The sequence below is a fragment of the Siminovitchia sp. FSL H7-0308 genome (assembly GCF_037980985.1).
GTDB classification, from domain to species: Bacteria; Bacillota; Bacilli; order Bacillales; family Bacillaceae_C; genus Siminovitchia; species Siminovitchia thermophila.
The window spans coordinates 2,478,380-2,501,533 of record NZ_CP150282.1 but is presented as its reverse complement, the minus strand read 5'-3'; the positions used below and the strand labels follow the sequence as shown (position 1 = coordinate 2,501,533).

The following is a 23,154-nucleotide window of genomic DNA, read 5'->3' as shown; positions in this document are numbered from 1 at the left end:
AATGAAGCGCCCAATCCAAAAGCTAAGCTTTTGAATAGCTTATGGTGTAGGGGGTTTTCCCTTATTCCCGAATCAGGAGGTGAAGATCATGGGCTTCTGGGGATGCGGTTATGGCTTTGGAGGCTATGGCTTTGGCTACGGCGGAGGCTTCGCGTTGATCGTCGTATTATTTATCTTGTTGATTATTGTCGGCGCTGCTTGGGGTTACTAAAATATAAGTGGAGACGGTTTACCGCACTGTCTTCATAAAATAATTTGCCGGAAAAAGACTGCCTCACTTCCCAGCAGGTATGGGGCAGTCTGCACTTTTGCCAAGTTTAGTCAAACCCTTCTTGTTTATCATATGCATTGAGAATAATAGTAAAAGTAGTCCAATCATCGTTTGACCGGCAAAATAATTTTCCGTTATGTTTTTCGATAATTTCTTTGGATACATAAAGCCCAAGGCCAGTTCCTGTTTTCTTAGTCGTCACAAACGGCTCAAAAATGCTTTTAATCAGGTGATCCGGTATTTTAGGCCCTGTATTGGATGTTTCCAGAACAATTTTCCCGTCTTTTCTGTACCCTTTTATATGGATCACTGCTTCGGAGCTCTCTGCCGCCATCACCTCAATGGCATTGAAAATAATATTGATGATGACTTGGCGAATTTCTTCTTGAACCCCTTTTACAAATAGATTTTGTTCCAGTTCTTGCTTTAAGGAAACATTTAGTTCGAGCAGCCTGGGATAAACAAATGCAGAAATTTGATCCATTAAATCGTTTAAGGAAAAGACCACTTTTTCTTGATCAACCACTTGCTTTTTGGAAAGCATAAGAAATTGTGTAATTCTGAACTTTAGTTGGTCCAACTCCGCCGAAATAATGTCCATATACGGGAGATCCGGGTATTCGGCACGCAATAGTTGAACGAATCCTTGAACAGTTGTAAGCGGATTCCTGAATTCATGAACAAAACTGGATGTCATCTGGCCGAGTAACGTCAGGCGATCTTCGTGACTTGAATTAATATGGCGATTTTTCTCTTCATTCATTTGATTTTTTATGGCACAGTAGTGGGAAATCAAATGAAATGTGAATCGATCAATGATATTTAATAATTGTGAAAAGATATGTTCCAACTTTTTTAGATGGGCAGGATAATTGTATAGCTCATCCACGAGCATGTTTCTTGCCATATTGACATTATATACGAGTGTTTCAATCCCTAAATTATCCTTAATTTTAATCTTGGCCAATTTATAAGCGTTGGCTTGCAAATAATTTTCCAGTTCAGCTTTGGATAGTGACAGACCATGCAAAGCTACCTTTAAAATAAATCGCCCTACGCTATTTGTGCTTAATTGTCCTGATCCGGTCTGATCGGGCGGATGCATTGCTTTTTTATCCCATCTTTCGAGGATTGTCGTCTTTTTCTCTTGGAGATAAGATATCACATCATCCTTTAGCTGATCCATAGCCTCACTCACCTCTCTACTATTATAACAACTAGAAAATAAAAAGCTCTATCAAAAAAATAATACTTTATAAGACTATTATTCGTTATTCGGCAAAATATTCATTCTTCATACAAAATGTTGCAAGTTTTTTCTTTATAAAGAACAGGATTCCATGTCCATTGTATCATTTTATAAAGCAGGGATATATGCCTATATATTAATTTTCCCAAGTCATTTATAATAATGGTATCAACGTTTCCTAGCCAATTTGCTTAATTTTTATGCAAGTAAAATCATGATGGTGTCGAATGCTCGGATCAGCCACAGTATAAAATTGGACAAGGCACAATCTTGTCACGCGGGGTGAAACCGGTCATGAAAAATGAACATGAACCTAACAGACGGCAGCATCCAGCCATTCGAAAATGTATGAAGCATTTGGATATCATCGGAGCTAATGATAAGACAAGGCAAATTGTGTATATGTATATGAAGTCAATGGATGAAGAAATTGAAAGGTTGAAGAAACAAAACCTTCAAGTTGACCAACTTATAAATTCTGTAGACAATCGGTGATCCGATTGTTTTTTTATTGTTACATAATATAAAGTCAAACCGCTTTTATGCCGACGATGTGTAATTCACCCCAGCTTCATTAAACAGGAAGATTGGTGTGCATGTGAAGTAACAAGGCTGCTTGCCTGGCGATGGCCGGCGAAGCGACAGAAATTGAAAAGTGCGATAGCGGAAATTGCTGCGAGCTTGGAGTAGTTTCCGAAAAACATATCCAAAGCCGACAATGCTCAGGTGGTTGAAAAGACCGGCTTGCAATGAGTTTTGTCCTTCTTGCGCGTAGACTTGCGCCTTGAGCGTATCTAATGGAATAAATTGGGTACGCCTCTTTTACTTGTTGTATTTTCCTAAATATTGCTGATTAGCCAACAAAAAAGGAATGGCTTTTCAAATAAAAAAACTTTATATTAGAAGATGGGTTACTGTAGCATGGGTGTGGAAGAAAGAAGGGATAAAAGAATGCAACTTTTTCACAAACTATGGGCTGCAGTTAAAAAACTATGGAAAAAAGCCCATTTAAACCAAATTATATTATTGCTCGTATCATTATTCATATTGATAGGATTATCTTATTTTGCGTATTTGGCCAACACGGCGAATGTCGAGTCTTTAAAGCAAGGGTTGGCTCAAGCTACCGTGATTTATGACAAAGATAGCGATGAGGCCAGCAAAATATCCGCCAATCGGACAGAAGGCGTATCAATCGGTAAAGTGCCCGATCATTTGAAAGACGCGATAGTCGCCATTGAGGACCACCGCTTCTATGATCATAGAGGGTTTGATGTCCGGGGAATTATGCGCGCCTTTTTCCAAAATTTATTGTCCGGCCGAATCCGGGCGGGAGGAAGTACGTTAACACAGCAGTTGACGAAAAACGCTCTCTTGTCACCTGAAAGAACCTATAAAAGAAAATTGGAAGAAGTATTTCTGGCGATTGAAATCGAAAAGAAATATACGAAAGATGAAATATTGGAAATGTATTTGAATCAAGTGTATTTTGGCAGCGGTGCCTGGGGTGTGCAAAACGCATCGAAAAAATATTTTGGAAAAGATGTGGATGACATCACCTTAAGTGAAGCGGCCATGCTGGCTGGCATTGTAAACAGACCAACCGCCCTTGATCCCTATAAAAACTTTGATGGGGCGATAGAACGAAGAAATCTAGTATTAAAACAAATGCTCGAATTTGAAATGATTTCTGAGTCAGATTATCAAAAAGCCCGTAAAGAAAAGATTGTGTTGGATGATAAGGGAGGAGATCCATTGAAAGGAAAGTATCCATATTATGTGGATGCTGTTCTCAATGAAGCGATCAACAAATATGGATTGACCCAAGACGAGATTTTGACGAGGGGATATAAAATCTATACGCAAATGGATCAAAACCTCCAAGCCAGCTTGGAAAAGGTGTATGCCAATCATGCCATCTTCCCGTCGAGTCCCGATGGAACATTGGCTCAGAGCGGGTCCATCCTTCTTGACCCGAATTCAGGCGGTATCCGGGCGCTTGTCGGGGGGCGCGGCAAGCATACGTTCAGGGCTTATAATCGTGCTACTCAACTAAAGGCGCAGCCTGGATCTGTCATGAAGCCGCTGGCCGTATATACACCGGCGCTTGAAGAAGGGTATACGGCCGAATCAATGTTGAAAGATGAAGAGGGTATGTCATTTAACGGATACACACCGAAAAACTTTAACGGCCAATATGCAGGTGAAGTTCCCCTCTATACAGCCGTTGAGCAATCATTAAATGTTCCGGCGGTTTGGCTTTTAAATGAAATTGGCTTGGAAAAAGGGGTAGAAGCAGCCCGAAAGTTTGGCTTGACGATCAAAGAAGAGGATAAAAACTTAAGTCTCGCGTTGGGGGGAACGACTACGGGATATTCACCGCGCCAAATGGCTGAAGCATATTCTGTATTTGCCAATGACGGAAAAAGGATGGAAAGCCACATCATTACAAAAATTGTCGGTCCCACCGGCAATGTTGAAGCTGAATTCAAACCAAAATCAACCCGTGTGACAAGCCGAAAGACGGCTAAACAAATGACGGCCATTTTACAGAATGTTGTAGAAACCGGAACGGGCAGAAATGCAAAAGTAGAAGGCTACTCGATTGCCGGAAAAACCGGATCAACCCAGCTGCCATATCCAGAAATTAGAAACGGCACAAAAGACCAGTGGTTCGTGGGGTACAGCCCTAATCTAGTTGGAGCTGTTTGGCTCGGATATGATATTACTGACAGAAACCATTACCTAAAGGGATCGAGCAGCCAAACTGTTGTTCCTATTTTCCGGGAAATGATGGCAAATGCGCTTCCCCATGTGGAACAAGAAGAATTTGATATACCTTCTGTTAATGAGCGGTTAGAAGAAGAAAAACGAAAAGAGGAACAATCCGTAAAGGAAAAGCTTGATCAGTTTGACGAAAAAATGAAGGAAGAAGCCAAAAAATGGAAGGAGCAGCTGGAAAAAGGAAAAGGTCATCTGGAAAAACTTGAAGAAAAACTAAAGGATACGTACCGGCGGCTGAAAGAACAATAAACGTTTCAAGTCCAGTTTTTCTTAAACACGGAAGATGAAATTTTTGGCGTTTTATGAGAGAATACATGTTGTTAAAGAACACGAGGAGGCATGTACAAGATGGAATTCCGGATTGAGCGGGATACAATTGGTGAAATGAAAGTTCCTGCGGACAAGTATTGGGGAGCACAAACACAGAGAAGCAAGGAGAACTTTAAAATTGGCCATGAAAAAATGCCGCTGGAAGTCATTAAGGCATTTGTCCAATTGAAGAAAGCTGCTGCCATTGCGAACAATGAGCTCGGCAAGTTGTCCGATACAAAAAAAGAAGCTATCCTCAAAGCTTGTGATGAGGTATTGGAAGGAAAGTTTGACGAGCATTTTCCACTTGTTGTGTGGCAGACAGGGAGCGGCACCCAATCTAACATGAATGTTAACGAAGTGCTTGCGCGCCGTGCCAACGAGTGGTTGAGCGAGGATTCGGATGAGAAAGTCCATCCAAACGATGATATTAACATGTCACAAAGCTCGAACGACACTTTTCCAACGGCCATGCACATCGCGGCCTATCATGCCATTTATCAAGAACTGCTTCCGGCATTGGAACAATTAAAGCAGACGCTTCTTGAAAAGGAAGAAGCGTATAGGGACATTATCAAAATTGGCCGTACACATTTACAGGACGCTACGCCGCTTACATTGGGACAGGAAATCAGCGGTTGGCGCGCCATGTTAGAGAAAAGTGAAAAAATGATTCGAGAAAGCGCGGAACATTTGCTTAACTTGGCGATTGGCGGAACTGCTGTCGGAACGGGAATTAATGCGGAGCCCGAATTTGGAGACAAAGTCGCGAACCAGATCAGCAAACAAACAGGATATGAATTCGTATCTTCCGACAATAAATTTCATGCCTTGACAAGCCATGATGAAATTGTTTTTGTTCACGGTGCGCTAAAAGGACTTGCCGCCGATTTGACGAAAGTCGCCAATGACGTACGCTGGCTGGCAAGCGGTCCACGGAGCGGCATCGGAGAAATTGCCATTCCGGCGAATGAACCTGGCAGCTCCATCATGCCTGGAAAGGTAAACCCGACACAAAGTGAAGCCCTCACAATGGTGGCTGTGCAAGTGTTTGGAAATGATGCCGCGATCGGATTTGCGGCGAGCCAGGGCAACTTTGAATTGAACGTTTATAAACCGGTCATTATTTACAACTTCCTTCAATCCGTTCATTTACTGGCAGATGCCATGGTTTCGTTTGATGAAAAATGTGTACGTGGATTGGAGCCTAATATCGAGGTCATTAATGAGAATGTAAACCGTTCTCTAATGCTCGTGACAGCCCTCAACCCGTACATCGGTTACGAAAAAGCTGCTGAAATCGCGAAGTTGGCTTTTAAAGAAGGAACAACGTTGAAAGAAGCGGCCATTAAAACAGGTTATGTAACAGAACAGCAATATGACGAATGGATTGATCCAAGCAAAATGGTCAACCTTCCGAAATAATGGACAAAAAATTGAAACCCCCCGGGTCATTCCCAGGGGGTTTTTATCCATCCTATTATCATGTTATCGGCCGGAAAATCCACCAAGTTGCTGCTGCGCCATTGCAACCAGACGTTTGGTGATTTCACCACCAACAGATCCGTTTGCACGGGAGGTAGTGTCCGCGCCAAGATTCACGCCAAACTCTTGAGCGATTTCATACTTCATTTGATCAATCGCTTGCTCGGCTCCTTGTACTAAAATTTGGTTGGAGCTGTTATTGTTAGCCATGTTGTCATCTCCTTATTGTATGATATAAATTGGTTGGGTCAGTCGGAATTGCACCGACAAACATGCATGTTAGCTACTAAGCTCAACCCAATGTATTTCTATTTTGTTTTCATAAGAAAAAAATATACATGTAGATAAAAGGGAAATTTTCCCTGGCATCAAACATGTATGATTTCAGCGCGGCCACAAAAAGTAATCAAAAAGGTGGCTTCCAAATGTCAGTTTGTCCACTATGTAACGGAATGAGCGATGAGTCTTATCAATGCTCCTTATGTAAGGGGGAAATGAAGGATAAAGGAAAAATGTACGATTACTACGACGATTATTCTCCTTATATGGAAATTGATTGGAATAAGCTCGTGGATGGCATTCCAGATAATGCAGAGAAGCCGGAATGCGTACACTTATTGATCTGCCCTTATTGTGGTAACGAACGAGAATTGACGGTTCATCATCCATAAAAAAGGGCACGGATATCCGCGCCCTTTATGGCATACTCTCATTGTTTTCCGGCGATTCTTCGGGAGGAAAATCTGTACTCTGTTCGATGTTTACATAATCTTTTCTCATAAACACTGTTCCACCCGCAAGTCCCTCATTCACCATGCGGTCGATATCAAGAAAAGATTGATTTTTTCCTTCATATTTTGTATCGGGTAAAAATTGGCCGTTTTTTTGATCCATCACATAAACCTCCTTTTTTACAGTTTCGGCAGTCTATGTGATAAATCATTCATAGAAAAGAATGTCAGTTTTTTGCTAGCGTTGGTCATAAACATGATAAAGCATTAAATCGTGTATATACTTCTCGATATTTTGCACACTTTTGGCATCGGGAGCTTGGGTAAGCCAATCAATGCCTCCGTTTTGCTTGTATATGCCTTCATATTTTTGTCCGTTAAAATAAAAAGAAAAATTCCAGCCGGGAATGTTTTCATTCCGATACAACGGACTGTATTGAAAATGTTGCAGCATCTGAATCGCTCCTTCTATTGTTTCGATAATACCAGTTCATTTTCCAGTGTTTTGTTAGAACGAAGCAAAAAGGCGCCAGCCAGCCGTTTCGTCAAATAATCTGTTTGGCCCAATTCCGGATGGGGAAAAAGGGCTGGATCGCAGTTTTCCTCCGCTTTAAGCAGCCAGATGCGCCCATCACGGTCTATCCCCAGCTCCAATTTCATTCCTGTAAGTATTCCTCCGATATTATCCTCGATCGCACTGGCAATTTCACTGGCAGCCTTTTTAAGCTTTTCCAGATTTTTATTCCTTTCCTCTTCGTCTTGAAATACGTCTTCAAAAGAAAGTTCGTTTGTTCCGTTTTGTTCATAGGCGTATTTTACTTTGATTGTATCCGCTTCCCATGTATTATTGTGATTTACAACAACATGAAAATCAACTGCTTTGTTTTCTTTTCGAATGAGCCGAATACCTTGTTGAACGAGGAATTTTTCCAATTGCTTTCTCCCGTATACCCTTCTTGAAAAGCCTTCAAGAGATTTGAATTTCAGAAGTTTGTTCGTTTGATCGAATAAGCGGCAATAATATAACCGTTCTTTCGGGTGATAAAGAAGCTGGCAAGCTGCATGGCCATCATCACCTTTTAAAAAGACATGGCCATAGTCATCGAGCATGCGCCCCACGGATGAAAAAGAGATGAACGGATGCGTTTCCGGCAAGTACTGCTCTGCCCGCGAATCATTGTAAAGTTTTTCATACAGTTCAAGTTGGCTGAAAAAGCCGGGATGATACCAGGAGATCAAATAATCATTTTCAAACTTTTGTTTTAATAACACTGATTTATGACGATTTTCGCTGGACCTTTTTGGCAGACGATCCATTACGATGCTTGGAAAAGGGACCGTACTTTTTTTCCAACCCTCCTCCGTATGGAAAAACCCGTGGATACAACCGTTTTCCCAGTCAATATGCTCTTTCCCGAATAAAAACGGGACAGCTCCTAACGCTCTATGAACAGACATTGAACTTGCAATGAGGTCGGATCTTGGTCCAATTGGTGTAAGCTGTTTCGGAGTGAAGCCTGACGTGTAAATACCGATGAGCGGTCCCAAAAATAAGATTTCCCCATTTTCAAAAAGACTGATGGAGGAAATAAAATCCGGAAGTTCAAGGGCAGCGCGCAACCCTGTACTGATCCTGACCACGTTCTTTCCATCCGGATGTGTTAGAAATACCGCCTCTTCCAAAGCCGAACCAAATGCCGCATATTGATGTTTTTGTTTAAAAGTGAAATCCTTCGGGTAATGCAATTCCAGCTTTGGCTCTTCAAAAAACTCAATTTTAAAATGTCTTTTCATTGCTGAAGCCTCCCTGGGAGCGTCCATATTTGCCCTTGTATGCGGTCATTCTTTATAATCAGGTCATGACCGGTTTTTGTGGGCGCTTTTCTTATCATCGTATGTGAGTGTAAATGTCTGTGTTCAAAAGAAATATGAATATTCGCCTAAACAATATCGGTCACTATCCGGTTGCGCCGGACATTGTATGCTGTGCGCCGGTAGTTGCAAGACATCTTGCTTGATTTTTTGCTTGTGTGCTAGTCGGAAAAGCGGATCATCGACCCCGGCAAGTTTTTTTCGGACTAGCTGTCATTGAAAAAACCGTTGCCACCACTGGGTTACCACGCTTATAGCAGTTGAAGAGGCTTATGCTGATCGTGGCCAATCCAAAGTGCTTGTTTATATCGTTTATACGCTTTTGCATAGTTGGAGGAGATGCATGATGAACAATTGGTTCATATTAGTGTTGTTTATGATGGTGATAGGAGCAGTGATCGGTGGCTTTACAAACTTTCTTGCCATTCGGATGCTGTTTCGGCCGTTTTATCCAGTTTATATCGGGAAATGGAGGCTTCCGTTTACGCCGGGGTTAATTCCGAAAAGACAAGGGGAACTGGCGGCACAAATAGGGCGGCTTGTCGTCAGCCATTTAGTCACGCCCGACAGCATTAATAAAAAATTGACAGATGAAACGTTCAAACAAGAAATGGAAATCTGGATCAATGACAAGATATCTCATTGGCTTGACAAAGGGATGACATTGGAAGAATTGTTGGAACACATGCAAATATTCGCCCCGGGTGAAAAAATATCTGTATATATGAATACCCAAATTGAAAAAAAGTTTTATTCATTAAAGCAACAATATAAAGACAAATCATTAATGGAGATCGTTCCCGAACAGTGGTTGGAAGTTTTTCAGCAAAACATTCCCCTTATTGCCGACCGAATCATTCAAAAGGGGAGCGAGTATTTTACAAGTGAGGAAGGCAAAGAGAAAATCACTGTCATGATTGAAAACTTTTTCAAAACCCGGGGGAAAATATGGAACCTGATTCAAATGTTTATTGGTGAGGAACAGCTTGCTGAAAAGGTGCAGCCTGAGTTGAACAAATTTCTGCATCATCCAAACACAAAACAAGTACTTGTCTCCATCATGGAAGAAGAAACAGCCAAATTTAAACGTAAAAAGGCGCATGAATTTCTGCAACATTTAAATGATCAAAAAGCTATTTCATTTTTGCAAGAAACGGCTGCAAAGATGGTGAAAGTGGATGACATTTTACAAAAGCCGATCAGTGAACTTGTCCTCCCTTATCGGGCTAAAATAAAGGAATCTGTCCTCCCGAATCTTCTGTCCATCGCAGGGGAGTACTTGACGAAACAATCCGGCGAGGTGTTGGAACGTTTTCAAATAGAAGACATTATTCGGAACGAAATAGAATCTTTCTCCCTGAAACGATTGGAAGAGCTTGTCATTTCAATCGCTAAAAAAGAATTGGTCATGATCACTTATCTCGGAGCGATATTGGGGGGAGTAATTGGAATCATACAGGGTATCATTGTTACAGTTGCATCATAGTATGTTAAACGATGAGGGAGGAGTTGTTAATATGAGTACCAATTTATATGATCAAGCGTATGTTCTTGAAAAAGCGGTGCGAAGAAGCACAGAATTCAGCCACCTGAAGCAAATGTTTGAAGCAGTCGCCAATGATCCGGCAGCCCGTGACTTGTTTGATGAGTTTCGGAATGTTCAATTGCAGCTTCAGCACAAACAAATGGAAGGCCTGCATATTACTGATGATGAAGTAATGAAAGCACAAGAAATTGCCAACCGGGTGCAGCAACATCATAAAGTGGCGAAGTTAATGGATGCAGAACAACGGATGAGCATGATCATTGCCGAATTAAATAAAATCATTCTGAAACCACTTGATGATCTGTATGGTCCCAGTTTCGGGTGATTTGAACGAAGGGGCTGGAACATAAGTTGAAAGCTGATTCATATTCGTAAAAATCGTGAGAATAAAACCGCGTGAAATCAAGGTTTTGAAACTTGTTTCCATGCGGTTTGTTTCATTTTTACAGGGTTTTTGTTCCGGTCCCTTTGCTATTTCGTATTTGCTTATGTCCAGCCCCGTTTTCTTGCTATTTTCCAATCCGTCAAGTTTGTTCTAATTGTCCCGCGCATCTCGTATATATAAATAAAGGCAGAGACTGCGTAAAGGGGGAGCATGCAACATGGTATATAAAATGCTTGTCATGAATATCGATGGAACTCTTGAGCAAGACAATGGCAAGATTCATAAACATACCCGGGAAGCGGTGGATTTTGCGCTGCAAAAGGGAATTCATATAACGATCGCCACATCGAGGAACTTTCCGGCAGCCAAACGTGTGGCGAAAATGCTAAAGCTTGACTCCTATTTAGCTACGCATCAAGGCGCTTTCATCGCCAAAGAATTAAACAAACCGATATATGTTCATCGAATTAATGAGCAGATTACAAGTGAACTCGTCACGCTTTTAGAATCTTTTTCTTGCCAAATTCGCCTTGTACATGAAAAATTTTTACTTGGCAATAAAGTGAAGGTCCCCAACAACATGCTGGCAAAGGTTGTTTTTCAATCGGCGAGCCGCTTCATCTACCAAGAAAGGTACGTTGATTCTCTAAGTGAACGACTGTTGGATGATCCTGTTTCTCCACCAAAAATGGAAGTGGTTTTTTTCGCGAAAAAGGATTTGGAAGATGCGAAAAAAGCGATTGAGGAAATGTACGAAGAAGTCCATTGCATAGAATCCGATGGACTAAAGATGGAAATTGTGGCGGCGGGCGCTTCAAAGTTAAATGGGATCAAGTATATTTGTAACCACTATGGCATCAAGCAGCACGAAGTTGTTGCCGTCGGAGCAGGCATGGATGATATTCCTCTCGTCAGTTGGGCGGGTTTGGGTGTTGCCATGGGCAATGCGCCTATTGCGCTTCAAGATTCCGCAGACTGGATTACGAGGACCAATAATGAAAACGGCTTGGCCTACATGGTTCGAGAACATTTTCGAAAGCAGTATCGCATCGAATTTTTAAAAAAGAACAATATGCTTAAATAAACGCTTGGAAAGGCGCCTTCGGCTTTTGGTAAAAGCTCGGAGGCGCCTGTTCATTGTCAGCGGTGAAATAAAACAAGCTGTCCCGCTTGTGTTGTGCATCGGTGTGTGTGTTGAAGCAGTCCTTTTTCAGCCAGAATGGCGTTCCCTTTCTCTTTGGCCTCGCTTTCATTGTTTGCTTCAAACGTTTCATCCAGCAATGTTTTCCCTGTTTTCTCAAAAGCGGTTAAGTAATAGGTTCCCATTCTATGAACCTCCTTTTTTTATCACTATCATTACATACTTGCGGTAAAATGAAAAGGTGGTGATGGCATGTACTCCCAAACTTTAGTATAATAATGAGAACGTATATTCGTTTGGGGGGGGTGGCTGTCATCATGAAAGAAATCCGTTTTATACATACAGCAGATTTGCATTTGGACAGTCCTTTCCGGGGCTTGGGCCATTTGCCGAAACCATTGGTACAGCGTTTAAGGGAAAGTACATTTACGGCATTTCAAAACGTAATTGACGCGGCTATCGAAAAAAAGGTTGATTTCGTGCTCATATGTGGTGATTTATATGACGGGGAAGACCGCAGCATCAAAGCACAGGCGCGATTGAGAAAACAGTTGCAGCGATTGGAAGAAAGCGGCATATCCGTTTTTATGATACACGGGAATCACGATCACTTGGACGGCGGCTGGATCTCGCTTGACATGCCGGGAAATGTTCGGATCTTTTCAGAGAAAGTGGAGTCCGTCAAATGGATTGGGAAAAACGGGGTTTCCGCTTATGTGTACGGATTCAGTTATCCAAAGCGGCATGTCTATTCCCGGAAAGTCGCAGAATATAAAAGAGTGGAAGGGGCCGATTTCCATATTGCCATGCTTCATGGAAGCGAAGAAGGGCAAGGAGGGACGCATCAGCCTTATGCTCCTTTTTCAGTTGATGAATTGCTCAAAAAAACCATGGATTATTGGGCGCTCGGCCACATACATCAAAAACAAATACTGCATTCCAATCCGTATATCGTATATCCGGGAAACATTCAAGGAAGGCACCAAAAAGAGTATGGGGAAAAAGGTTGTTATTTTGTTGTTTTAAAAGAGGCGGGCGAAACGGAAGTGGAATTTATTGAAACGGCGGATATTCGCTGGGAATCAATCGACATCCACATTCGGGAAGGCATGGATCTAACGCAGCTTTTTAATGAATGTATAAAAGAAATGGAATCACTCCGGTCAAACAAAGCCGAAGGGGTCCTTTGCAGTTTGACCCTTCACCAGGCGGATTTGCTTTTGGATAACGTTTTGCGAACGATTGAGAATGAAGAGTTTCTAGAAATGCTTCAAGACAATGCTGATTTCGAAGGAGCATTTGTTTGGCCTTATAAGATTCATGCCACGATGCTTCATTCCTCGAGTGTTATTGATGAAAAACTGGCCGACACTATCGAAAGCATCGTTTTGGAATTAAAGAGCGATGGATTAGATGAAGCGATTGCTGATCTTTACTCCCATACATATGGAAGTCGTTATTTGGATGCTTTCACTGAACAGGAATTAGACGAGATACTTTATTCTGCCCAAAAGCTTGTGATTGACTCGATTTCCAGGATGAAGTGAAGGGGGGAGAATCATTGCGGCTTATAGAAATTTACATATACGGATATGGTAAATTTAACGATCTCCATATTAAAAACATGGGGGATTTCCAAATTTTTTACGGTGAGAATGAAGCGGGCAAATCGACGATCATGTCGTTTATCCAAAGCATGTTATTCGGATTTCCAGGCAAACAACAGACATCTCAGCCAAGATATGAACCGAAAACCGGCTCTTCTTATGGCGGTAAATTGGTCATGGCAACCGGTAAATTTGGTGAAGTCGTCATCGAACGAGTAAGGGGAAAGGCTGCGGGAGATGTAACAATTGTGTTGGAAGACGGAACGATCAAAGATGAAGCATTTTTACGCGAACTTTTAAACGGAATGGACAGGCAGATGTTTGAAAGTATTTTTTCTTTTCGCCTCGAAGGATTGCAGCAAATCCACCGATTAAAAGAAGAGGATATCGCCAAGTATTTAATCGCTGCCGGAACAGTGGGAACAGACTTATTACTCCAAGCGGAACAGCATCTGCAAAAAAACATGCATGATCTTTTTAAACCAGGCGGACGCAAACCCCGGATGAATGTCCAAATGAAAAAGCTCCGTGAGCAGGAACAGCTTCTTAAACATGCCAGGCAAGAAAACGCACAATATGAAACGTTGCTCCAAAAGAAAGAGTCTGTAAAACAAGCCATGAGGGAACTTGAAGAGTTACTTCGTTTGAAAAAGGAACAGCTAAGAAACTATGAGAACTTGTATAAGTCCTGGCCGCTCATCATGGAGGCCGAACAGATCAAAAGCCGGCTTGAACAAGTGGGTCCTGTCGATTTTCCGACAGAAGGGATTGCCAGGCTTGAAAAATATAAAGATCAACTGATTCAAGTGAGCAGTGCTTTGGCAACAACCAAACAAAAATGGGCGGAAACAAAGGAGGAGCTGGAGGCGCACGCGCCAATGCCGGGGTTTCAACAAAGCCGGGCTGAGTTGCTTGTGCAGGGATGGCCCTCATATGAGCAAGCAGACGAAAAAATTTCCTTGATTGTTAAAGAAATAGAGGATTATGAAAAAGAAACGGCCTATATTTTGAAGGAATTGAATTTGTCCGAGCATATTTTTTCCGCCATGCATGAATTCAACTTGGGAATGGACATGAAAGCGAAATTGAAGGAACAGGTTCGACAATATGTCCGTTTGGAAGGAAAAATAAGCGACATGGATGACATGTTGAACAATGAGCTAGTGCTGCTGAAAAAATGTGAGGAAACGTGTAAGGACATTGAACGCAACCTGATCGATGAAGAAACATTTCAAAAGTGGAAAAAACAGTATGACATGCAAGCGTCTGTCCAGTCGGCCGAACAAGAAAAGCGGACTTTGGAAAGGGAGATTGAGCGCCTTCTTGAGCAAAAAAGCCGCGAAGAGCGGGAAAGGGCACAAAAAAGAAAACAGAGCTTTATTATAAACGGCCTGTTTGTTTCACTGTTTGCTTTTGTTTTTATATGGAGCTTTTTTTCCAACCAATGGATATTTGCACTGTTTTCCATCGCTGCCATCTTGTATTCGGTTATGATGCTGTCTTGGAAGAGAAATAATGATGGGTTATACGATGAAAGCATCCGCATAAAGAAAGAGCAATTAAAAACAATGGAGGAGACCATTGCAAAATTCGACGGACGAACGGATCTTTTCTCACGATTTGAAAGGCAACTCCAGCTTCGTGAGGAGTGGAAGCAGGCTTATCATCAATTAGAACAGCAACGGGAGAAAGTGGACCAAGTAAAGGACCAGTACGAAACGATAAGGACGGCGATGTCGGCCAATCAAAAAGAGCTGAATGAGATTAAAAAAGCGTTCGGGCTTCACGAAAGTTTCCATAATTTGAAGCTGGAAGACGCGTTTCAACTCTTGAAACGACTGCAGGAGACGAAAGAGCGTATACATGATCTAAAGAAACAATGGCGTATGTTATCCCGAAAACAGGAAGAATGGCATACCGGTATAAAGACTTTTTTGAGCGCGCTTGATATACGAGTAACAGATCCCTCTGAAGCTGTTTTTACGATCAAAGAATTACTCGATAAGGAACGTAAAAAACAAATTGTATTCCAGGAATTGAAGAAAAAGCTGCAAAATTTACAAACGGATGCGCTGTTTTATGAAAATGAGCAGAAAGAAATCAGAACGCATATGTCTACATTACTGGAAGCGGCGGGGGTTGAAACAGAAGAGGCATTTCGAAAAAAGGCGGACTTGTTTCATGAGACAGAAAAATTAAGCCAAAGGCTCGACCTGTTAGCAAGTCAGATTGATCCCGATCAGCTTGTGCCTGAATTCCAAACTGCCGGGGAGTTAAAAGGTGAAATGGCCATATTAAAAGATTCTATTAACAATGATGAGGAGAAGATGGAGCGCTATCGCAATCAGCTTGCAGCTCTGACTCAGGAGATCCGCTTCCTTGAAAACGGAGGAACTTATACGGAGCACCTCCATCACTTTTATCATTTGCGCTCAACTTTTAACGAGGACGCCAAAAAATGGACAGAGCTTGCCGCCGCCAAAGCGATACTTGAAAAAACATTGCAAAAATATCAAGAAGAACGCTTTCCAAAGGCAATACAAAAAGCGGAGGAATGCTTCTCCATATTGACAGGCGGTGAATACAGGCGCATTTTCTTGCGGGAGGATGGAAATCTGCTTGTGGAAAGAAAAGACCGGACAGTGTTTACACCTATCGAAATGAGCAAAGGAACGGGTGAACAGCTATATACGGCGATTCGCTTGGGACTGATTCACGTGCTGAGAGAAGAACTCCCGTTTCCGGTTTTCATTGATGATGGATTTGTCAATTTTGATCAAAAGCGGACACAGCGGGTGTTACAGTTGATCAAACAAGTTAGTTCCAACACGCAAGTATTGTTGTTTACGTGTCATCCGCATGTAATCGAACACCTTCCCGGAGAACATGTCTTGGAGCTTGATGAGCAATCATTTCAATTGAGCGGGGCTCAATAGGAAAGGGTTATGGTATAATTTGATTGGAACAAGGGGATGGAGGCGTTTGGATGCTAAAAGAACTATTGGAATATGAAGTGGGCGAACATGTTGATATGTTTCTACTGATCAAAAATGCGGTCAGGGGAATTGCGAGCAACGGAAAACCATTTCTTACGCTTATCCTCCAGGACCGATCGGGGGATATAGAAGCGAAGTTATGGGATGCTTCTGATGATGAAGTCAAGATATACCAACCGGGAAAGATCGTGCGAGTAGCGGGGGAAGTCCATAATTATCGGGGAAGAATGCAATTAAAGATCAAGCAGATTAGAAGATCGGCTCCACAAGACGGAATAACGGTTGCAGATTTGCTGGAAACAGCCCCATTGTCAAAAGAAGAAATATCCAGCAAGGTGACACAATATATATTTGAAATGAAAAATCCCAATATCCAACGGATTACGAGACATCTGCTCCGCAAATATTATGAGCAGTTTCTCGAATATCCGGCGGCTACGAAAAATCATCATGAATTTGTATCGGGACTTGGTTTCCATGTTGTGTCCATGTTGGATCTTGCCAGGTCGATCACTGAATTATATCCGTCTCTAGACAGGGATTTGCTGTATGCAGGAATTATTTTGCATGACTTGGGCAAAGTCATCGAATTGACAGGCCCGGTGGCGGCTGCTTATACAATCGAAGGCAACTTGCTCGGCCATATCACAATCATGGTGGAGGAGATTGGAAAAGCCGCTGAGGAGTTGGGCATCCAAGGGGAGGAAATAGTTGTCCTTCAGCACCTTGTCTTAAGCCATCACGGAAAAATGGAATGGGGAAGTCCGAAGCAGCCAATGATCAAAGAAGCGGAAATATTACATTTGATTGATAACTTGGATGCAAAAATGAATATGTTGGATCGCGCCTTAAAACGGGTAAAACCCGGGGAATATACAGAAAAAATATTTCCTCTGGACAATCGCTCGTTTTACAAGCCAACATTCCATTCATAATGGCTTTTTCATTTAAAGTCATTCAGCTTGTAGGGAATCATTTCTCTACAAGTTTTATTTTGAAATAAGATGGTAACGATTTCATATAAATATTGGCGCGGGTTTTATGAGTGTTATTTTCATTTGAATATAGACACGGGTTTTTATTTGGAGTGTCGCTTTCCTATGTATTCACTTTGTTTTTTCCTGCGAATACTCACGCAAGTAAAGTTAAGCGTATGCATCCTTTTCATCTGATAGTTTCTCTTGTTAAGAGGCATTTTTTTTTGATCCCGGCATATGATGAAAACAAACGGACAAGCTTATGAAAGGAGATGTCACACATGTCTCTGCCTATTTGGATATACTTCGTTATTGCAGGAATCTTTGTCAGCGCGTTTATGGCCGTGAAAACGGCCCGAGAAGACCGGGAAGTGGAGCAAGAATGGATTGAAAAAGAAGGAGAAGTATTTATGAAGAGAATGGAAGAAGAGAAAGAGCGAAGAAAGGAAGTAAACGAAGCGGAAAATGCTTAAGGCGTTTTGCTTTATATGAAAAATGGAAAGAGTCTGTGACACAACTAAGTCAGCTGATGAAAAAACGAACAATAAAGTGAAACAACATTCAGTAGGCGTTTTCTTCTATCTCCTACTGAATGTTAGTTGAACCAATCGGGCATTTAGGTGCCGTTTCTCCCACTTAGCCCTTTTGTATTCACTCAGATTTTGAAGTGGGAGTCTTACGGCACCTTATATGCGGGATCAATTGTCCCAGTGTATCATACGCAAGCTTTTAGCGTAGTCAACATATGCGGGAATAGCTCGAGCTGAAGATCCCGCAGGAAAGCGACCTTCGCTTTCCGTGGAAGCTGAAGAGACCTGCGGAAAGCGAAATATGTTGACGTAGCGATGAGAGGGATTTTTTTACACAAATAGGGGAGTGGACATAAGTTGAAAGCTGATTGATATTCGTAAAAATCGTGATAATAAAACCGCGTGAAATCAAGGTTTTCAAACTTGATTTCACGCGGTTCACTCATTTTTACAGTGTTCTGTCTCAGACTCGCGTTATTTTTTTTCTTCTTCTTTTTTATTGTCGCCTTGATCCTGCTTGTCATTTAACATGGCATCAAAGGTTTCTTTTAAATCTTTGTCATTTACTTTGATATCTGCTTTTTTCAGTTCTTTCGTTAAAGCTTCTTGCATGGTCTCAGGGTCAAGCTTGGCCACTTTTAATTCATGGGCATAATCATCCTTGACTTCATCGAATGGTTTAACATCCTTTTTTGGTTTCTCTTTAATATTCGTTACTTGAATGATATGCCAGCCAAATTGTGTTTGCACAGGGTTGCTGATTTGATCTTTCTTTAATTTGAATGCTTCTTTTATAAATGTCTGATCCATCTGTGGAGTATCAATGGTAATTGTCCCAAGGCTTCCACCCTGTTCATTGGCGGCCGTATCGACAGAATGCTCTTTCGCGAGTGCCGCGAAGTCTCCGCCCTGATCAAGCTTTGCTTTCACATCTTTCGCGGTTTTTTCGTCCTCCACTAAAATGTGGCGAACTTCGAGTTCTTTTTGTTTGTTATCGTAATATTCTTTTACTTCTTTTTCAGAAACTTTAACGTCTTTTACCGCGGCTTTTTCTTGCAGCAGATTTACTTTGAGAGACTCGCGGAAATCATCTTCATCTTTAAAACCGCTTTGAGCCAGCGCCATTTCAAATTGGGGTCCGAGCTGCTCTTTTAGCTCGTCCATTTTTTTATCAACTTCTTTATCCGATACTTTATATTCCTTGGAAAGAACTTTTTCAAATACGAGCTGCTGAAGGGCCTGTTCACCGGCTTTTCCTTTCATTGCTTCATAAAGCTCATCTTTTGTTACATTACCGGCACTCGTTTTTGCTACTGTATCACTGTTTTGGCCGCCGCAACCTGCTAAACCGACGATTCCTGCCGCCATCGTAAGGGTAACTACCCATTTTTTCATATAAGCCAACTCCCTGTAATGTTATCCTTTTTGGAGAAATTCCACAAAACTTACTATATCATAGATGATTACAGAAAAAAACAGTTTCCATAAAATCGAAGCAAATTGGGCGTTTGTATCAGCCAAATAGCCCTGCATGGCATATGCTGTAAGTGAGTAAAGGAGGTCATGAAGAATGGGCGGCTTTCGTGGCGGCGGCTTTTCCTTGATCGTTGTGTTGTTTATTTTGCTGGTGATCGTTGGGGCGGCATTTGTTTGGTAATTTGCTGAAAAGTGGGCTAATTACCTGATCAATAAACTGATAAGGGAATATGATGAATGGTGAATGGTATAGAGGAGGTGTAGAAAGTGGGCGCAGGAGTTGGATACGGCGGCGGCTTTGCCCTGATCGTCGTTTTGTTCATTTTGTTAGTAATCGTTGGTGCCGCTTGGGGCTACTAAGAAGCCAATAACGGTTTATATAGGCCAAAAAAGGCGGGATTCCAACATCCCGTCCTTCTTTTTATCCGATCTTTAAACCAGCCCGGCATTTACGTAAACAAAATTTCAATATATGACGAAAATAGCAATATCGTAATTAAAATATTGATCGTTCGAAAAATTTTGGGATGGCGCTCTTCGGGAATCTCTCTCTGGATACAGAGGGAGTAAGTTAAATTATTAAAAACATATAATATGATAACTGCATACACAATAAAAAAAGAAACCAAGAATGATCCTCCCCCTCACTGCCTCATAAAGAAAGGATAGCAAATTTTATAACAAAATAACAGTGCCATGTTGAAAATGCTTGTGAATTAGTCCTCCTCGTCTTCCACAAGGAGGTCGTAGCCGTCTTCATTTTCCTCAACGAGTGTATTTTTGGGTGAAGAAAACAGCGCTCTTATATAAATAAAATCAAACGTGGACATACCGCTGTGTAAAGAAAATAAAATAGCGATGTAATGTCCATATTTCGGAAAAAGAAATAGGAATGTGATTAGTACCGCGTTGATCAGTAAAAATGGTAAAATAAGTGCAAAGAGAAACCTTTTTTTTGGAATGGGATATTCCACTTTCATTTTAATAACTGGCAATAGATAAAAAAACTCGATTTCCCACTTCATATACTGATAATATGGAATGATTGGCAGCAGGTGGCATAATTTATGAAGCGGGTATAGAAGAATGGTTGCCAATATAAAAGCAAACACGTAATCATCGTTAAATTGACGGTCCATAAAGGATTGCATTGTAACATAAAATATAATAAAAACAAGCAGAGTAACAATAGAAGAAATAAAAAAACGCCGAAAAAAATCGTACTTGCGATTTAAATAATATGTTTTCCAACAATGCATAATGGACAGCCTCCAGTGGTTTGAAAATCGGTTACTTTCCATACTTTACGATGAAAAATGCTGAATTGCAATATGCTTTTTCCTTAATGTAAAACAAAGATATAGAGTCGATGGGGGGAAGGGAAAACATGGATATGGGAGAGATGAAGGCGAGGGTGGAAAAGTTGGAATATCACCAAAGGTTGCTGTTGGGAATGATCCAGCATACGGACAAAGCTTTCGACCTTCTTGTCATAAAATATAATTTATCTGAACAGGAGGTAGAGGGCTTCCTGGAACTTTGTGAAAAGCTTAACAAAGATTTAAAAAAACTAAAAGCGGATCATTTTGTTTATTACACTCCGCTTTTTCAAGAATTTACAACAAGATTGAATAAAAAATTATCGCTAAAAGAAACCATTACCGCATGCATAAAGCAAGGCATATATGTGGAACTGATGAATAAATTGCTGCAAAATATGGATTAGTGTGCGCTAAACCGCATTGTCAACCTTTGTTTTATGAATGGCCAGTCCGTCTTCTGTAAAGTCGGATTCGAGATTGTTGAATGATTTTTCAAAAATTTCCATAAAGTCATCGCCATATATTTTACGTACCATTACCATGATTTCTGGTGCTTCCGGAAACTTTCCATACAGGTCTTGTAGCGGCAATGCTCCTTGGACAATCATGCTTTTATGAGGCTCATAGCATTCCATTAAATCCAGCAGTAAATGCTCTCCTTTTTTCGTCAGCCTTATATACGTATTCCGTTTGTCATCTTCCGTTTTGGAAAATTGGAGATACCCTCGCTTTTCAAGCTTTTTCGAGAAATTAAATGCAGTGGATACATGCATCACACCAAACTTGGCGATATCAGAAATAGATGCTTGTTTCAAATGGTAGGAAATCCATAAAATATGATGTTCGTTAATATTCAAATTGTATGGCTTGATCCAGTTTTGCCAGTCCTTTTCTATCGCTTTCCATAACGCCTTGCTCAGTTGTGCCATCCGTTGGCTGAAAATCATCGCTTCCTTCATTGAGAAATGTTCTTTCTGCATTTTATTCCCTCGCTTTGCATGTCTTTTCATTATTATGCAAAATAAAAAATAAAGATGCAACGAGAAAATCATGGTTTTTAAGTAAAAAATAAAAAAAGCAAGAGTTTTGTCGAAATTTACTCTTGCTTTTTTTATTTAGGCTGGATTATTTGTCCCTTTTCCTTTTTGCAACTTGTCTTCCAAATCAGCAATTGTTTGCTGGATATTTTTAATTTCTTGTTGCAGTGATTCTTTAGTTGGTTCGATGTCCTGCTGCCATTCTTCGACAACTGTTTTAACATCTGTTGCCAGTTCTTTGATGATTTCAGTTCCTTCTTTGGAAAGCTTTGCGACAGAATGCTTCATTTCGGCAGCATTCTCTTTGAATTCATTGGCGATTCGAACCCACTCATTTTTGGCTTCTTTTATCTGTTTGCGCAAATCTTTTCCCGAAAGCGGCGCAGAGAGCAGTGCTGTCGCAGCACCAACCACCCCTCCAACTACTAATCCATAAGTCAACATTTTTTTGTTCATTTCACATCACCCCTATCATTATAATCATTTCCTTGGTGAAAAAATAGACTCCCTTATATACTTTATACCCCAACTTTTTCATGTCCACACGCATTTGAGCATATGATTTAGAAAGTTGCGGGGATTGAGGTGGCGGGAATTGAACATCGTAAAAGGTTTGGCAATCGTGATTGGCATATGCCTGCTGTTTGGAATGCTGCACCACATGATGGCGTGCATGCGTCCGAGAATTTATCCGCCGAAAAAAGTTTTGAAACAGCGGGCCGCTTTGCTCGGCTTTACAGGTCTAGTGATGATCATTATAGCTCTGTTGCTGTAAGTATGTAAAACAAAAGAACCCCGAAAGGGTTCTTCTATTGGGCCGTCTGTAAAAGGTTCGTCCGTTTGAGAATCGTTTTGACGATCGGGTATAAAATAAACATGACGATCGTATTCATGACGATGGTAGGGATGACAACCGTGCCAAAAAGTGCAGCGAATGGTCCCGGCAAACCGACGATCAAGTATGCGGATGTAAGAAACAAAGTTCCCGATACAAGCGTGCCAACTGCTGTTAAAATGGATACACTGACAACGTTCGTAAATTTTTTGGCGATCAGCAAGTATAAGGCGAAAAAGATAAATGCAGTAATCGGTTTGTCGATTATGTTTGGAATCTGGCCTCCCGGGAAGCTCGATGTCATTCCGGCAAGCACTCCGGTTGCGATTCCAAGCACGAGCACATTTTTTACGCCGGGGAATAACACAACTCCCAAAAACATCATGGCCAGCATTGTATCAGGCTTCATTCCCAAATAAATTCCAGGCATGATGAAATGCAATGCCGCCCCGATGGCGATAAATAGGGATAACACGACCAACGTTCTAGTATTCATACTAACTCTCCTCTGCTCAACTAAACTGGCTTTCTGCTTTCCTGACATGCTCTGATGCTGCCAGCGAAAGATTAGAAATATTGTATCATACTAAACTTTTGGAAT

At 41.3% G+C, this 23,154-nt stretch carries 28 protein-coding genes; 16 read left to right on the top strand and 12 right to left on the bottom strand.

The features are described from left to right. Positions 1-88 precede the first annotated feature (88 nt). The gene (locus MHB50_RS11970; RefSeq protein ID WP_077112246.1) at positions 89-211 is read left to right on the top strand and encodes a YjcZ family sporulation protein; all 123 of its coding nucleotides are present in this window, start codon (positions 89-91) and stop codon (positions 209-211) included. A gap of 106 nt (positions 212-317) precedes the next feature. Here the strand turns inward: MHB50_RS11970 and MHB50_RS11965 are convergent, their stop codons facing one another. After that, positions 318-1,457: an ATP-binding protein gene (locus MHB50_RS11965; protein ID WP_077112248.1), complete on the bottom strand. Its 1,140-nt coding sequence runs from the start codon at positions 1,455-1,457 to the stop codon at positions 318-320. Positions 1,458-1,814: 357 nt separating this feature from the next. Here MHB50_RS11965 and MHB50_RS11960 point away from each other — a divergent pair, with 357 nt between their 5' ends. The 3 genes from MHB50_RS11960 (at position 1,815) to fumC (ending at position 6,038) form a co-directional block, all read left to right on the top strand. Then, entirely contained in the window at positions 1,815-2,015 is a 201-nt protein-coding gene (locus MHB50_RS11960) for a hypothetical protein (protein ID WP_205179255.1), read from the top strand. 456 nt (positions 2,016-2,471) lie between these two features. Further along, entirely contained in the window at positions 2,472-4,553 is a 2,082-nt protein-coding gene (locus MHB50_RS11955; RefSeq protein ID WP_340083834.1) for a penicillin-binding protein 1A, read from the top strand. 99 nt (positions 4,554-4,652) lie between these two features. Beyond that, entirely contained in the window at positions 4,653-6,038 is a 1,386-nt protein-coding gene (gene fumC / locus MHB50_RS11950; protein WP_340083833.1) for a class II fumarate hydratase, read from the top strand. A 63-nt stretch (positions 6,039-6,101) separates the two neighbouring features. On the opposite strand, the gene MHB50_RS11945 is transcribed toward fumC, so the two are convergent. Continuing rightward, positions 6,102-6,308, bottom strand: coding sequence for an alpha/beta-type small acid-soluble spore protein (locus MHB50_RS11945; RefSeq protein WP_077112254.1), 207 nt, complete (start codon positions 6,306-6,308; stop codon positions 6,102-6,104). 215 nt (positions 6,309-6,523) lie between these two features. On the opposite strand from MHB50_RS11945, the gene MHB50_RS11940 reads away from it, so the two are divergent. Further along, a complete protein-coding gene (locus tag MHB50_RS11940) occupies positions 6,524-6,769 on the top strand; it encodes a hypothetical protein (protein ID WP_077112256.1) in 246 nt (81 codons plus the stop codon). Between the two features lie 25 nt (positions 6,770-6,794). Here MHB50_RS11940 and MHB50_RS11935 read toward each other — a convergent pair whose 3' ends face one another. From MHB50_RS11935 to MHB50_RS11925, 3 genes are all read right to left on the bottom strand, one after another. Next, the gene (locus MHB50_RS11935) at positions 6,795-6,992 is read right to left on the bottom strand and encodes a hypothetical protein (RefSeq protein ID WP_205179250.1); all 198 of its coding nucleotides are present in this window, start codon (positions 6,990-6,992) and stop codon (positions 6,795-6,797) included. A gap of 75 nt (positions 6,993-7,067) precedes the next feature. Next, positions 7,068-7,283: a YheE family protein gene (locus MHB50_RS11930; protein WP_077112260.1), complete on the bottom strand. Its 216-nt coding sequence runs from the start codon at positions 7,281-7,283 to the stop codon at positions 7,068-7,070. 14 nt (positions 7,284-7,297) lie between these two features. Next, positions 7,298-8,623 (bottom strand): YheC/YheD family protein, encoded by a 1,326-nt coding sequence (locus MHB50_RS11925; RefSeq protein ID WP_340083832.1) that lies wholly within the window; start codon positions 8,621-8,623, stop codon positions 7,298-7,300. 421 nt (positions 8,624-9,044) lie between these two features. On the opposite strand from MHB50_RS11925, the gene MHB50_RS11920 reads away from it, so the two are divergent. The 3 genes from MHB50_RS11920 to MHB50_RS11910 all read left to right on the top strand — a co-directional run bounded on the left by MHB50_RS11920 (position 9,045) and on the right by MHB50_RS11910 (position 11,716). Continuing rightward, complete coding sequence (locus MHB50_RS11920) at positions 9,045-10,187, top strand: DUF445 family protein (RefSeq protein WP_340083831.1); 1,143 nt, start codon at positions 9,045-9,047, stop codon at positions 10,185-10,187. 31 nt (positions 10,188-10,218) lie between these two features. Then, positions 10,219-10,572: a YlbF family regulator gene (locus MHB50_RS11915; protein WP_077112266.1), complete on the top strand. Its 354-nt coding sequence runs from the start codon at positions 10,219-10,221 to the stop codon at positions 10,570-10,572. A gap of 277 nt (positions 10,573-10,849) precedes the next feature. Beyond that, complete coding sequence (locus MHB50_RS11910; protein ID WP_077112268.1) at positions 10,850-11,716, top strand: Cof-type HAD-IIB family hydrolase; 867 nt, start codon at positions 10,850-10,852, stop codon at positions 11,714-11,716. 56 nt (positions 11,717-11,772) lie between these two features. On the opposite strand, the gene MHB50_RS11905 is transcribed toward MHB50_RS11910, so the two are convergent. After that, a complete protein-coding gene (locus MHB50_RS11905) occupies positions 11,773-11,958 on the bottom strand; it encodes a YhzD family protein (RefSeq protein ID WP_077112270.1) in 186 nt (61 codons plus the stop codon). A gap of 132 nt (positions 11,959-12,090) precedes the next feature. Between MHB50_RS11905 and MHB50_RS11900 the strand changes: the two genes are divergently transcribed. The 4 genes from MHB50_RS11900 (at position 12,091) to MHB50_RS11885 (ending at position 17,826) form a co-directional block, all read left to right on the top strand. Then, entirely contained in the window at positions 12,091-13,320 is a 1,230-nt protein-coding gene (locus tag MHB50_RS11900) for a DNA repair exonuclease (RefSeq protein ID WP_077112272.1), read from the top strand. 14 nt (positions 13,321-13,334) lie between these two features. Continuing rightward, positions 13,335-16,316, top strand: coding sequence for an AAA family ATPase (locus tag MHB50_RS11895; RefSeq protein WP_340083830.1), 2,982 nt, complete (start codon positions 13,335-13,337; stop codon positions 16,314-16,316). Positions 16,317-16,366: 50 nt separating this feature from the next. Next, complete coding sequence (yhaM, locus tag MHB50_RS11890; protein ID WP_077112276.1) at positions 16,367-17,311, top strand: 3'-5' exoribonuclease YhaM; 945 nt, start codon at positions 16,367-16,369, stop codon at positions 17,309-17,311. Between the two features lie 323 nt (positions 17,312-17,634). Then, entirely contained in the window at positions 17,635-17,826 is a 192-nt protein-coding gene (locus MHB50_RS11885; protein ID WP_077112277.1) for a sporulation YhaL family protein, read from the top strand. 531 nt (positions 17,827-18,357) lie between these two features. Here the strand turns inward: MHB50_RS11885 and MHB50_RS11880 are convergent. Next, entirely contained in the window at positions 18,358-19,278 is a 921-nt protein-coding gene (locus MHB50_RS11880) for a peptidylprolyl isomerase (protein WP_077112279.1), read from the bottom strand. Positions 19,279-19,453: 175 nt separating this feature from the next. Here MHB50_RS11880 and MHB50_RS11875 point away from each other — a divergent pair, with 175 nt between their 5' ends. After that, a complete protein-coding gene (locus tag MHB50_RS11875; RefSeq protein ID WP_077112281.1) occupies positions 19,454-19,540 on the top strand; it encodes a YjcZ family sporulation protein in 87 nt (28 codons plus the stop codon). 86 nt (positions 19,541-19,626) lie between these two features. Continuing rightward, positions 19,627-19,719: a YjcZ family sporulation protein gene (locus MHB50_RS11870; protein ID WP_077112283.1), complete on the top strand. Its 93-nt coding sequence runs from the start codon at positions 19,627-19,629 to the stop codon at positions 19,717-19,719. A gap of 89 nt (positions 19,720-19,808) precedes the next feature. Here the strand turns inward: MHB50_RS11870 and MHB50_RS11865 are convergent, their stop codons facing one another. Both MHB50_RS11865 and MHB50_RS11860 read right to left on the bottom strand, forming a co-directional pair. Next, positions 19,809-19,988, bottom strand: coding sequence for a hypothetical protein (locus tag MHB50_RS11865; protein ID WP_077112285.1), 180 nt, complete (start codon positions 19,986-19,988; stop codon positions 19,809-19,811). 87 nt (positions 19,989-20,075) lie between these two features. Beyond that, the gene (locus MHB50_RS11860) at positions 20,076-20,618 is read right to left on the bottom strand and encodes a DUF3267 domain-containing protein (RefSeq protein WP_077112287.1); all 543 of its coding nucleotides are present in this window, start codon (positions 20,616-20,618) and stop codon (positions 20,076-20,078) included. A gap of 128 nt (positions 20,619-20,746) precedes the next feature. On the opposite strand from MHB50_RS11860, the gene MHB50_RS11855 reads away from it, so the two are divergent. Beyond that, a complete protein-coding gene (locus MHB50_RS11855) occupies positions 20,747-21,085 on the top strand; it encodes a DUF1878 family protein (RefSeq protein WP_236017051.1) in 339 nt (112 codons plus the stop codon). 6 nt (positions 21,086-21,091) lie between these two features. Here the strand turns inward: MHB50_RS11855 and MHB50_RS11850 are convergent, their stop codons facing one another. Together MHB50_RS11850 and MHB50_RS11845 are read right to left on the bottom strand one after the other, a co-directional pair. Next, positions 21,092-21,661, bottom strand: coding sequence for an HTH-type transcriptional regulator Hpr (locus tag MHB50_RS11850; RefSeq protein ID WP_077112289.1), 570 nt, complete (start codon positions 21,659-21,661; stop codon positions 21,092-21,094). 135 nt (positions 21,662-21,796) lie between these two features. Continuing rightward, positions 21,797-22,174, bottom strand: coding sequence for a YtxH domain-containing protein (locus tag MHB50_RS11845; RefSeq protein ID WP_077112291.1), 378 nt, complete (start codon positions 22,172-22,174; stop codon positions 21,797-21,799). 139 nt (positions 22,175-22,313) lie between these two features. Between MHB50_RS11845 and MHB50_RS11840 the strand changes: the two genes are divergently transcribed. Further along, positions 22,314-22,493: a hypothetical protein gene (locus MHB50_RS11840; protein ID WP_077112293.1), complete on the top strand. Its 180-nt coding sequence runs from the start codon at positions 22,314-22,316 to the stop codon at positions 22,491-22,493. Between the two features lie 34 nt (positions 22,494-22,527). Here the strand turns inward: MHB50_RS11840 and MHB50_RS11835 are convergent, their stop codons facing one another. After that, a complete protein-coding gene (locus tag MHB50_RS11835) occupies positions 22,528-23,049 on the bottom strand; it encodes a tryptophan transporter (RefSeq protein ID WP_077112297.1) in 522 nt (173 codons plus the stop codon). Between the last annotated feature and the right edge of the window lie 105 nt (positions 23,050-23,154).